Raw genomic sequence first — 12,903 nt, forward strand, 5'->3', positions numbered from 1 at the left:
GAGTTATGAATTCAAATTTTTTTAATTCTTAACTCCTAACTCCTCACTCCTCACTTTTACAATTCTGATGCCGTATCTGGGGCAATGATTTCGCCAGTACCCAATTCTAATATCAAGTCCTGGTCAGTAATCAATTCGCTAAGTTCCTTGACTTGTAAATTCATTTTTTCGCAAGCTTGCCTAAGTTCTCGTGCAAATTTGTTGAGATCTTCACCATAGCCACATTGATAAGCAGCAGTTTCAATTCCTTGTTTGGCATTTGCTCTCGCACAATCTACTAATTCTGTGCCATGCAATGGTGTAGGAGATGCCATAGAGATAATTATTATTTCTTAAATGTTTGCTGGTAGATATAGTAGCAATCTTGAAATATTAACTCATCTCTCCAATGGAGGAAAATTAGGGTAGATTTAGGAGTAATTATTTATAAGTAATATAATACTTGCTATTTTCGTTAATATTAATTTAAGCTGGTATTTCCGCAGAAGCTTCTAGCATTTTTTGCCAAGTTTCTCTGGTTGGCTGAAACCAATGTCTCAAGATACTCAACTTTTGAACAAGAAAATTAATATTATTTAATTATCTTCAAAAGAGTGACTTGTCAACGAAGTGACTTGGAATATACCAGAAGAGTAGAGCAGTTTTGGGATTGCGACAGGTAGGGATTATGACAACAGTGGATGTTTCTGAATTACAGCAGATTGAAAAGTTTCGCCATCTGCAATCAACTCTGCGCGATCGCTGGAAAACCATCGAGCTATTTGATAATAGCGAAGCTGATATTTTAATTATTCCCTCCCTGAGTATTGACCAGCGCGAACTCCAAAAAATTGAAGGTTGCGAACATTATGAAGAAAGATTGCTATTTTCGTTGATTCGGTTGCGGAATCCCCGTACTAGGCTGATTTATGTCACATCAGTACCACTGCATCCCAGCATTATTGATTATTATCTGCAACTTTTGCCAGGAATTCCCTTTTCTCATGCTCGCAATCGCTTGCTGCTACTTTCTACTTACGATTCCTCCCTTAAGCCCCTCAGCCAAAAGATTTTAGAACGCCCCCGGTTGCTAGAGCGAATTCATCAAGCTTTAAGGCTTGATAGATCATTCATGATCTGCTACAACTCATCGGTTTTTGAAGGCGAATTATCTTTAAAATTGGGTGTACCACTGTATGCTGCTGCACCAGATTTACAGATTTGGGGGACAAAAAGTGGCAGTCGGCAAATCTTTAGCGAAAGTGGAGTACCCCATCCAGATGGTAGCGAAAAAGTTTGGCATCACAGCGATTTAGCAGCAGCCGCTAGTGATTTGTGGGAACGCCAACCAACATTACAAAGGGTAGTGGTGAAACTCAACGAAGGCATTTCTGGAGAAGGGAATGCAATGCTCGATTTTAGACCAATTGAGAATGTCGCACCTGGTAAAAGTACTCATGCCCAAAGGGTAGCAGCAATTAGCGATCGCTTTTCAACAATGCGTTTTCAAGCAAAACTTGAAACTTGGGAGAATTTTTCTCTAAGAATTCCGGAATTGGGGGCAATTGTGGAAGCATTTGTCGAAGGAGAAATTAAGCGATCGCCCAGCGTTCAAGGACGAATTACGCCCGGTGGTGAAGTCGAAATTCTCTCAACCCACGACCAAATTCTTGGAGGCCCTGACGGTCAAATTTATCTTGGTTGTAGCTTTCCCGCTGATGAAAGGTATCGGTTGCAATTACAGCAATTGGGGTTACAAGTTGGCAGAAAGCTAGCCGAGAAAGGTGCTTTAGAGCGATTTGGCGTAGATTTTATCGCAGTTGATAAGGGTAATGGAGAGTGGGATATTCAGGCGATCGAAATTAACCTGCGTAAAGGCGGTACAACTCATCCATTCATGACCCTGAAATTGTTAACAAATGGTCGCTATGACCTTTCCACAGGCTTATTTTACAGCCAACAAGGTCGTCCAAAATACTACATTGCCACTGACAACCTGCAAAAAGACCGCTATCGGGGATTATTACCTAATGATTTGATGGATATCATCGCTCACCACAGACTGCACTTTGATAGTGGTAAGTAGCTAAACAAAATTAATTACATAGTTTTTACCAAATTCTCGGAGAATATTTTCGACAGATGCGACAAAGGTTTGCCAATTTTTGTAAGCATCTATTTCGAGCCATTGATACTTAATAAACCGCCACAAAATTTCAATCAAATTTAGCTCTGGTGAATAGGAAGGTAATTGAAAGATGGTAATGCCACGTTCTTGCCATTCTTCAACTTTATCAATAATCATATCACTGGTATGAATAGAGGATTGATCAACAACAATTACCGTCGGTTTATCTACTTGGGGAAAGAAAGTATCAATGCAAGCAATAATCACATCTGAATTGATACTTTGAAAAGAGACATAAGCTTCAAGGTGATTATTTCGATTCATGATTCCTAAAACATTTAGGCGCGCACTACGGCGACTAGTAATAGTTAAGTACTCTCCGATATCTTGCCATCCATAAGGAACAGAAGGAATTAAACAAAATCCGGTTTCGTCTAAGTAATATAAGTTAATTTTACCTTCGTCTTCTAATCGTTTAAACTCTGTTAACTGTGCAGATTTTTCCTTGTATTCTATAGGATCTGGCTCTCCTCCAACATCTCGTCGCATTCGATGCCAAGTCATATAAAAATTTCTTAATATTCTTTTAATAGTTTCAGTGCTAACTTCAATATCCCATTCTGATTTAATTTTTTGTAGCGTCTTTTTTAATTGTCTTGGTTCAAGTTTCGCCCACTCTCTAATTTTTGCTTCTTGTTCTGGTTTAAATATTCGTTTTCTACCTCTTCCTAGTTTATTATAAAGTCCAACCATCCCTGATGATTCCCAACGATTTATCCAGTTATAGATAGTCTTATAACTAACATTAAATATTTTCATTAATTCTTGTAACTCTACTCCTTGATTAGCTAAAATTAAGAAATGTGCTCTTTGGCGCACCTGATGATATCTGCTTTGGCGATATATTCGCTCCAGTAGTTTCAAAGAAAGAGGATTGATTTCTCTCAAAAAAATCATTTTAACTCTAATTATTATCCAAAATATTCTGAGAGTATATTATATATTCATTTGTGTAATTAATTTTGTTTAATTACTTACTGAAACAGGCACAGTCTTTCATCTTATGGGTTGTCTTTCGCAGTTTGGCAAGTTGGGATTAACCAGTATCGGTGATTCCCCGCAACAAGCACAAGATATTTATAACAGAGTTGTCAAAGTTTTGGATGAAGAAACCCGCAGTGAAAATCAGGTTTTCTCGGCGTTTTCAGATTATTCTTTTCCCGTGGCTTGGGATGAATATAGCTAAGTATGATGAGGTACTTCAACATTTATAGGACTAGCCCTTTCAAGGTGGGTAAAAATTTTGTTCAAAAAATTCCTCTTTAACCTCTTACCTCTGTGTCCTCTGCGTCTGGAGTGGTTAGATAAATTACTTTTTAAACCGCAGAGGCACAGAGAACACAGAGAAAAAAAAGAGATTTTTCAAGTCACCTTGAAAGGGCTAATTTATAGGACTTACGCATTGACACGAAATACAAAATATGTGTTTTTTGAAAAACCAGATCTGTCGTAGGGGCACAGCAGTGCTGTGCCCCTGTGGTCTATTTACCTGAAAATAGCTGTAATTTGTACAGTGCGTAAGTCCTGATTTATCAAACAGCAATATTGGCGTCAGTCGCCAGAATTCAGAATGTCCACTGATTGTATTCTGACCGAGACAATTTTAGATTTTAGATTTTGGATTTTAGATTAAAATCTAAATCTAGAATCTAAAAAAGGTTTCAAGCCTCTGGGTTTACGGAGATAAAAACAAAAAGTTTCAATATTAAAGCGGATTCGATCTTCGGAGAGGTTAATCCAAAAGACGCTCCTACGTCGCTAACGCTACGCTATCGTAAATCCAAAATCCAAAATCGAATGACTTCTGAATTCTTTTTCAATGTTGTTGCTTAAAACCAATTACCAACTAACACATAACCAGCCCAGTAACCAGGCTGACTATAATTAGGATACTTGGTTAATAATTTTACTTGGGCGCGACGTAAGGCTTCTGCTTTAGTCACTTTATTATTGACTAATTCATTGTAAAATTCACCAATTAAGATGGCAGTAGATTGATCGTTGATCTGCCACAGTGAAGCGACTGTGCTACGTGCGCCTGCTTTTACAGCCACACCTGCCAACCCTAATGTAGCACGCTTGTCACCTGTGGCAGTCTGACAAGCACTCAAAACTAATAATTCGATGATTTGCGTATTAGTGTCGCTCTGACTGCGGAGTAATTGATCGAACTGTAAAACATTGATAGAACCATCAGTAGCGAGGATAAAAGTATCTTCTGGGCGAGAACTAAATTGCCCGTGAGTCGCCAAATGTAAGACATTAAAAGGAACAGTATTTACATTTTTTTCGAGAGTACTGCTGGTAAAATCTCGATCTAGTAGTTTTTTGGTAGATGCTACTGTTTGAGCAATGAGGTCAAATTCTAACTTGACTCCTGGTAAGGATGAGAATGTTGGGAACTCCGGCGGGGGTTGCATTAAACCAGCAGCCAGTACTTTCAATGGTGTTTGAGCCAGAGGTTTGGGAACTAATAGCTGAAGCCCTAAACTGAGACCAACAGCGTATTTTTCTACCAAATATTTTTCGCCGTCGTAAAGAGCAGCTATTGGTATATTTTTCAATGCTCCATCTAGTATAAATACTAGGGTATTAACTCGACTTGTGGCTAAATCAGATTCAATAGGTTTAATTAACCAGTTATAGATTTCTTGGGAAAGAGCTTGTATTTCCTCCCTTCTATCCGGTTCTAAAATGTATTCCCGCAGTTCTGCCAAGGTGCGCTCAACTTCAACCTGGGATTTATTAACTGTATAATGGCGCAGTGGCTGCTGAGGAATTTTAACAATTACTTGGAGTTGTTCTGGCAGAATAATTGGATAAAGTATGGCAGTGTAGGGATTTTCCTTGTCTACTACTCGATCTAAAATTACCCTCTGTCCTTGTAAACAAGCTTCTCGGAAAAAATTATCTAGTTCTGCTAACTGTAACGCCTCTATGCGTGTTCTAGCTTTCTCTAATGTTTTAATGTCGGGTTTTTCACCAGAATTTTGCAGCAGTAAAGCTACCGACTCCCGATAAACTGGCTCTATATTATCTCGAAAATTAAACTGGATATCCTGATTGACTGCTACTAAGTCAGCACGCAGGGACTCTAATGTTTCTATGGCTGCATCATAAGCTGCGATCGCTCCGGTAAAATTACCTTGGGCTTTTAATAATCTGCCTAATTGCCATTGCCACAAATAAGCAATTTCCGGCGCGTTGCTGTTTTGCGCTAAAATCAAAGCCTGTTGAGTCAAATTAATCGCCTCAGCAAATTGTTGCGTTTTTTCATACAAATTACCCAAATTACCTAAAGCAAAAGCTTCGGCGCGGATATCATCTAAACTCCGGGCTTGTTGTACAGATGTAGCCAGGAGTTGAGCAATTTGGGATTTGGGAGTATTAAAAATATCCAACCTGTGAGCCAAGTTAATTTGGGCGTAAATTGATGAGCGTGAGGGTGGAAGTTGTGCCAGATGAGATTGAATTTCCGGAATTAAAGTTTGTGCTGCTGCGAATTGTTTTTCCTCAATGAGTAAATTGAGATGATTGAGTCGGGCTTGAATTTTTATGATGGGTGACGGTGATATTTCAAATGTTTTTTGATAGAATGCGATCGCCTGGGGAATTTTTCGTTGAATCCGAGCATTATTTCCTAAACTCAGCAAACTTAAGGCAATATTTTCCGGTGATTTCAACCTTTGATGAATTGCTAAACTTTGTTCTAATACAAGGCGAGATTTTTCTATTTCTCCTAAATTTTCTAACGTATCACCAAGAGAAAGTAAAACTGCTGCCTTTGCCAAAGAATCGCCTTGAGATGTTAGGGTTTGATTTATCCGTTCTAATCTCTTAATGGCTTGCTTATTTAAGCCCCGATCCCGTAATGCTTGAGCTTGATAAAGTAGTGCTAGAGCAAGACCATTTTTATCCCCGATTTTAGTGTAAATATCTTCAGTTTGCTCCCAAGCTGCAAGAGATGCTTCTGGCTTTCCTGTCAGGAGTTGTAAGCGCCCTTGAATATCTAAAGTTTGAGCCAAAATTGCTAAATTTTTATTGGTTATACCTTGTTGTTGAAATCCTTGTAAATGTAAGCTTTTAGTAATAGCTACTTGCGCTTCTTGCCAATCACCTAACTGCTGATAAGTCAGAGATAAATTACTCCAAGCTACAGCTTGTTTTAAAGCATCTCCCTGTTGTTGATATTCTGGGATAGCTTGCTGTAAAACTTGTGCTGCTTGAGCAAATCTACCACTTTCATATAATATTTGACTCTCAGCAATTTTTGAGCGTGAAGATTGATTGATGATATTTTGAGAACTGTTTGCGAAAACTGGAGTCACTACAACACATATAAGTATAGTTAACACAACCAGCAAACAAAAATTAACGAATTTCTTCTTCACCACTCCCCACTCCCCTAAACCAAAAGACATATTTACTCTAGGGCTTACGCAATAACTCTCTGAAACTCTTATTTCTCCGTGCCCTCTGCGTCCTCTGCGGTTCGATTTTCCGTTACCTGTGCGTAAGTCCTGTACTCTTCTCTGTACCTTCGTGCCTTTGTGGTTAAATAGATATTGTAAACCACAGAGAAACAGAGAACAACCCCCTCTGCAACTAAAAACGTAAAATTTCGCGTTCATATTCTGCCGGCAAAGGTATAACTTCCCAAACCAACCCTTCACCAGATTCCAACATTACCTCCACATACAATTCTTCCACAGGTGTTGTCGCTATATCTTCATTGTTAAGAAATGGTTGTAAGTCTTCTGTCAGCAGCCTGAGTTGAAATCCCACAGGAATCATATTTTGTGGATTTGCACTGCGTAATTCCCAGCGCCAAATTTGTTCTTCTGGCTTTCCTTGAGGGAAAACTCGTAATTCATAAGTATTTCCAGCTACTATTATTTGTCGAGATAAGCCTAAGATAGATACTGGGGTTTCTGGACTCCTCATCCCTGAAGGCGAGGCTGTAAACTGCTGTAGCTCCCAGCCAAGTTGTTGAGCAAAATTGGATACGCCTTCCTGAAGCCATTGCCCTATTGACGCTGGTTGAACAATTCCTTGGCGCAATTCATACAAGCGTTGTCGCCAACCGCCATGAGCTATTAATGCTCCCCACAGTGAAAAAGGAACTTCTAAGCGGGTAAATTTGATATCTGCGTTACTTAATCTGGCGAGTAAATTGGTAGCTTGGGTTTGGGGTAAGGGTGGTAGAGGCTCAACTGGCGCACGTCTGATTTCTTCAGGATGAAATTGGCGATTTACCCAAAGCACATTCAAGTCTGGGATGAGATGATCGAATTCTAAACTGTAAGTGCGATCGCCTACATCATAAACCCCCAAAGTTTTCACTTCTTGATGAGTCGTGTAACCAAAAACTCTCATCCAACCTTCATCGGGATTTAATTGCACAGCCAAGTAATAGTCAGCTACCCATTCCGGAATATCCACCCATTCTTGAGGTATGCGTAATTCATCCACATCCATTGCTAAAGTTGGAATTATCACCAAACGAGCATCATCAAAAGTAATAGCTGTACCATTGACAAATTCCCAAAAACTAGGTAATCTTGCTCTGTTGGGAAATACCCTAGCATTGGGTGTAATTTCTGCTTTTAGCCAAGCTAAAAATGTTTCTAAGCAAACTTGATTCATCCAAGCACGTTGACGACCACCATTTGTAGAGTAAGTCTCTTCTAAACATAGTGATGTCTGAACAATTTCTAGAAATAACTTGTTATCAATATGCAAATTGGCAGAGATATCAAACATAATCAGGATAGTTTAATTTCAAGGATTTTGGTTAATAGAATGATAGTAATGATTAAACCATTCTTCTAAGATTTGATTCATACCCTCCAATACGACAGATGTAGGGGAGATATGCAAGGAATTAAGACACCACTGCGCTAGAGTCGTAAGTAAAGAACGTTTGATACTAGCCAGACGACGAGAGACTGTATATTGCTTAATTTGTAGCTGTTGGGCGGTTTGTTGTTGAGTCAGCCGTTGCTGATAATAAGCTTGGAGTAATTTTTGAGATGGAATATCCAACGCTGCTATAGCATCTATGAGAACTTGGTTTAATTGTGCTTGTTGTGTTTTTCTGCTTGTAGCTTCTTCTTGAGCAATAATTTCTGTCAGTAAAGATGATGGTAAATCTGCGGATAATGTATCCAATAAATTACCTGATGCTTGTCCATCCATAGGAGCATCCACAGACACAAACTTGGGATACAGAAAATCACGCACAGCTTTAGCACACCTACTCAGCAATGCTTCCAAATTTTCTGGAGTCAGTTGACTCAAGCTTTGTCTATTGTAAAGCTGAGTGATTCCCTGCCATGTAGTATTATCTGGTTTACCTAACTGACGGATTGTTTGGTTATCACTGGTGTAGAGTTCCTTAAAACATTCCCAAGCTAAGACGTAAGTATTGAGCGTTTGACTGCTAAAACCAGCATTTTCTAGGGAATTTACCAACCGCTTGCGACTAATTTTATGCAGTAAAGCCCAGTCGGTACAGATATCTGCTTCTTTTCCTAGACGTAAACAGTCCTTGAGAAACCGCTCAAAAGCATATGCAGCATAGCTTTTTAAGTTTGTAGTGTATTCAGGATTAAAATTTTTGAGAATTTTAGAAATGCAGGAAATAGCAATCTGAAAACAATCAGCAACATCATATTGACTGCTAAAATTCACGGCTATTTTTCTCGCCACCCAATAGCAAACCTCTTGCAAATAAGCAGAAATATGTCCCACAGCAAGAGGGCTGGATTCCATTTGCCAGATTTTGTACCAGTAAAGCAACCAGAAATTTTCAGATTTTTGTTGTGGGTATTGTTCTAAGCATTTTTTGATACTTCGTTGTAGTTTGCTATCTGTTACCCAAACGCTGAACGTATCTGCATCAAACTGCACAAACGTCGAGAAGATTTCAATAATGCCCTGTCGGGGTTGCATGAAAATTTTGTGAGTATAGGAAATTTAAAGTTTACGAATTTCTACTTAATTGTAATATGCAAGATTCCGGTATTTTCCAGATTTTTTCAAAAAAATTTGCCTACTGGGTGCATAAACAGAAAAAGCCATCGTAGTAACACCCAGAAAGAAGGCTGACTGATAAAGCATCAACAAAGTGCAGTAAATCAGTTGAACCAAAATCTAGTAAGTCCGTTAAGTCAACAATGCTTGGTTCGTAGTCAGCGCTAAAGCGCTCAAGCCAAGGACTAAAGTCCTCTCTACGAGACGCTGTTCGCGTTCACTACGAACTTACTTATTCATCCATCAAAGTTGGTCTGGTGGACTACTAGCTAAAAATTTAGATTTACAAGGAAAAACAAAGATGGCTACTATTTGGAACGATGTAATCAATGGAACTAATGGTGCAGACATCATTGACGGTCTCACAGGAAGTGACAGTATCTATGGCTATAACGGTGCTGACACTATCTACGCTGGCCCTGTAAGTCCTGTTCTTGGTTTTTCTGATAATGATTATGTTTCAGGTGGTGGGGGTAATGACATTATTTTTGGCGGTTACGGTAACGATACCCTTGATGGCTGGACAGATAATGATTACGTCTATGGTGAAGCAGGTAACGATGTTGTCTATGGTTGGACAGGTAATGATTACCTCTCTGGTGGTAGCGGGGATGACAAACTCTACGGCGAAGCTGACAACGACACCCTTTATGGTGGGAGTGGTAACGACATTTTAGATGGTGGTTCTGGTGCAGACAAAATGTATGGTGGTACAGGCAATGACACCTACTATGTAAATACTGCCTTAGATTTAGTGACCGAGTACGTATCCGAGGGTACTGATACCGTCAACTCTTCTATTAGCTATACTCTTGGCGCAAATGTTGAAAACCTAACTCTGACAGGTAGTGCAGCTATCAATGGTACAGGTAACAACTTGAACAACATCATCAAGGGTAACAGTGCTAACAACTCCATCTATGCTGAAGGTGGCAATGATATTGTCTACGCTGGCGCTGGGAATGACTACGCAGATGGCTGGACAGGTAATGATTCCGTCTATGGTGAAGCCGGTAACGATGTTCTTTATGGTTGGACGGGTAACGACTACCTCGATGGTGGTGATGGCAATGACTACCTTTACGGCGAAGCTGGCAACGATAACCTAGATGGCTGGGTAGGCGATGATTATGTTTCTGGTGGAGATGGTACTGATATTCTCTATGGTTGGACTGGTAACGACAAACTCTACGGTGGTAATGAAAATGACAAACTTTACGGTGAAGCCGGTAATGATTGTTTAGTTGGCGGTTTTGGTAATGATACCCTCTGGGGTGGTACAGGTGCAGATCATTTCGCCTTCAATTCTAAGTTTGAAGGTGTAGACACCATTAAGGACTTCAAGTGGAGTGAAGGCGACAAAATTTGTCTTGGCTCATCCTTTGGCGCAACCTCTACTAGCCAGTTTTCTTATAACAGCGCTACTGGTGCGTTATCTTACCACGGTACTGTATTTGCCATTCTGGAAAACAAACCTGCTGGTTTTTCAACTTCTCTCGATATCGAACTCAACTGTAATTGTTAATTAGCTTGATAAGTGAGGGGTGCTTTCTTTGCACCCCTTTACTACTTTGTGGAAACTTACACTCCTCTGAACTTAAGAAGTTGCACAATCGTTCATAATTAACTTAAATTTTTCATAAAGACATCATATAGATATGATAAAAATAAGGTAATTTGTAGTTTCGTTGTGGTTTAATTTTAAATCATTAAACTACAAAAAATCTCTAATTAAATTCACATAACATTAAGAGGTAAAATTATTAAACATTTTAAATTAAATTAATTACTTCCATTTAATAATGGATCAACAAGCAATTTAAATAAATTTAATTAATACAATTACTGGAGAAACCCTAATGAAATCAATGATGGCTTTAGCTGCGGCTACTGTGATTGTGACATCAGCATTTATGCAACCTGCGGCATCTCAAACAATAAGGAAAGGCAACAGCTTTTCGCTAATGGGGGGAGATGGAACACCCGTAGTGGAACAATTCACTTTAGTAGATACAGATAAAAATGGAAATGCCATAAAGGAAACTGAGGAGACTAAGAAGATTGAACCTCCTGATTTGCTAAGTTTTTTTCCCAGAGCAATAGAAAATTATAAACAAGGTAGTTTGGGACGAGCTTGCTCTCCTGATATCGATATACAAGCAGAGATTTGTAATTCTTATTCTTCTATCCTTGGAGGATATTACGTTGATTCTTCTGGCTTTGTCATTATAGATTATAACGATAATTCAGGTATTATTCCATTTGATGGAGATTTAAAAGCTGAATTAATTGTTAATGATCCTTTATTTGGAGGTAGAAATACTATAGCTTATACTATTTTTAAAGTAGGAGAGGTTCAGCCTGTTCAACGTTATAGATTAGATTTCTCTGCTTTTAATTTTTCTCAAGAGAGAGCTATTAACGATTTGACATATATATTGCAACAGAATTTGTTTAGTGAAGCCAGAAGCGTCGTTAGTGTTGGAGGTATTGAACAGATAGGATATGGTGTTTCGTTACACAACAGTTTTGAAGAAGAGATAAAAACTGTTCCGGAATCCTCAGCCACAACTGCCCTGCTTTCATTAGGAGTGTTGGGAGCAATTTTAGTACTAAAAAATAAAATAATATCAATCTGAAATATAAGATTACTTATTATAGCCAGTGTATAATTAAATAATTGCCCTGGCTGATTATTGATAGCTGTTTTACTTAAGTGCCGATACAAGTGCCAATAAAATTTGGGATGAATTAGTAGTTAGCAAAGACTAATGACTAAATAACTATTACCCATGATTAGGATTTAAATCTATTTAATCAGCAGAAATATTGGAGAACCCCTAATGAAATCAATGATGGCTTTAGCTGCGGCTACTGTGATTGTGACATCAGCATTTATGCAACCTGCGGTATCTCAAATAATCAGGAAAGGCAACGGCTTTTCGCTAATGGGGGGAGACGAAAGTTCTGTAACATCTCAATTTAATTTAGTAGACAAAGATAGAGATGGTAACACTATAGGTGATACTTATACTTTTTTTGGTAATATAGGTTTTTTCCCAAAAGCGATAGAAAATTATAAACAAGGTCTTCTAGCACGCCCTTGTCTGATTTATGATACCGACGTCCCAATTTGTACTTCTGGCTTGGATAACGGAAGATACAAAGTTGATGATTCTGGATTTCTGATTCTTATAGAAGAATATGATCCCGATCCTCCTATTATTCCATTTGATGGTGATTTAAAGGCTGAATTGATTGTTAATGATCCTTTCTTTGAAGGTAGAGATACTATAGCTTATAGTATTTTCAAATTAGGAGAAGTAGAGCCTGTTCAACGTTATAGATTAGACTTCTCTAATTTAGGGTTTAATAAAGACCAAGCTCTTAATGATTTTTCATATATTTTTGAACAAGATTTATTGAGTAAAGTCAGACTCTTCTCTGAAGATACAATAGTAACAGGAAGGATTCTTCTACAAAATCGTTTTGAAGAAGACCTAACAAGGATACCTGAATCTCAAACAACAACTAGTTTGCTTGCATTAGGCATTTTGGGAGCAATTTACGCAGTAAAACATCATAAAAAGTAATACAGTTTTAGGAAATAAAATTCTTGCTTACATAGCAAAAACTTAACTGTGTGGATGGATTGAAAATGTTTTTTATATGTTCATGTAAGAAAGAGATATTTTTTAGGG

Annotated in this window: 8 protein-coding genes and 2 pseudogenes; 5 read left to right on the forward strand and 5 right to left on the reverse strand. The window is 38.4% G+C overall.

Going from position 1 to position 12,903, the window contains the following annotated elements; translation table 11 throughout:
• Nucleotides 1–56: 56 nt before the first annotated feature.
• A complete protein-coding gene (locus IQ276_RS07935; RefSeq protein ID WP_073639585.1) occupies nt 57–314 on the reverse strand; it encodes a hypothetical protein in 258 nt (85 codons plus the stop codon).
• A 353-nt stretch (nt 315–667) separates the two neighbouring features.
• On the opposite strand from IQ276_RS07935, the pseudogene IQ276_RS07940 reads away from it, so the two are divergent.
• Nucleotides 668–2,059: pseudogene (locus IQ276_RS07940) on the forward strand (peptide ligase PGM1-related protein); the annotation flags it as partial.
• A gap of 6 nt (nt 2,060–2,065) precedes the next feature.
• Here IQ276_RS07940 and IQ276_RS07945 read toward each other — a convergent pair.
• A complete protein-coding gene (locus IQ276_RS07945) occupies nt 2,066–3,064 on the reverse strand; it encodes an IS630 family transposase (RefSeq protein WP_193926121.1) in 999 nt (332 codons plus the stop codon).
• Nucleotides 3,065–3,143: 79 nt separating this feature from the next.
• Here IQ276_RS07945 and IQ276_RS07950 point away from each other — a divergent pair.
• A pseudogene (locus IQ276_RS07950) lies at nt 3,144–3,353 on the forward strand (peptide ligase PGM1-related protein); the annotation flags it as partial.
• A gap of 643 nt (nt 3,354–3,996) precedes the next feature.
• Here the strand turns inward: IQ276_RS07950 and IQ276_RS07955 are convergent.
• The 3 genes from IQ276_RS07955 to IQ276_RS07965 form a co-directional block, all read right to left on the reverse strand.
• A complete protein-coding gene (locus IQ276_RS07955; protein ID WP_193917568.1) occupies nt 3,997–6,588 on the reverse strand; it encodes a CHAT domain-containing protein in 2,592 nt (863 codons plus the stop codon).
• Nucleotides 6,589–6,772: 184 nt separating this feature from the next.
• Complete coding sequence (locus tag IQ276_RS07960) at nt 6,773–7,930, reverse strand: DUF1822 family protein (protein ID WP_193917570.1); 1,158 nt, start codon at nt 7,928–7,930, stop codon at nt 6,773–6,775.
• 18 nt (nt 7,931–7,948) lie between these two features.
• Nucleotides 7,949–9,121 (reverse strand): sigma-70 family RNA polymerase sigma factor, encoded by a 1,173-nt coding sequence (locus tag IQ276_RS07965; RefSeq protein WP_193917572.1) that lies wholly within the window; start codon nt 9,119–9,121, stop codon nt 7,949–7,951.
• A gap of 382 nt (nt 9,122–9,503) precedes the next feature.
• On the opposite strand from IQ276_RS07965, the gene IQ276_RS07970 reads away from it, so the two are divergent.
• From IQ276_RS07970 to IQ276_RS07980, 3 genes are all read left to right on the forward strand, one after another.
• Complete coding sequence (locus IQ276_RS07970) at nt 9,504–10,727, forward strand: calcium-binding protein (protein ID WP_193917574.1); 1,224 nt, start codon at nt 9,504–9,506, stop codon at nt 10,725–10,727.
• Between the two features lie 334 nt (nt 10,728–11,061).
• Nucleotides 11,062–11,841, forward strand: coding sequence for a hypothetical protein (locus IQ276_RS07975; protein WP_193917576.1), 780 nt, complete (start codon nt 11,062–11,064; stop codon nt 11,839–11,841).
• Nucleotides 11,842–12,045: 204 nt separating this feature from the next.
• Nucleotides 12,046–12,795 carry a hypothetical protein gene (locus tag IQ276_RS07980; protein WP_193917578.1) on the forward strand — a complete coding sequence of 250 codons (750 nt, stop codon included), beginning with the start codon at nt 12,046–12,048 and terminating at the stop codon, nt 12,793–12,795.
• The last annotated feature ends 108 nt before the right edge of the window (nt 12,796–12,903 follow it).

Source organism: Desmonostoc muscorum LEGE 12446, from assembly GCF_015207005.2.
Lineage (GTDB): Bacteria > Cyanobacteriota > Cyanobacteriia > Cyanobacteriales > Nostocaceae > Nostoc > Nostoc muscorum.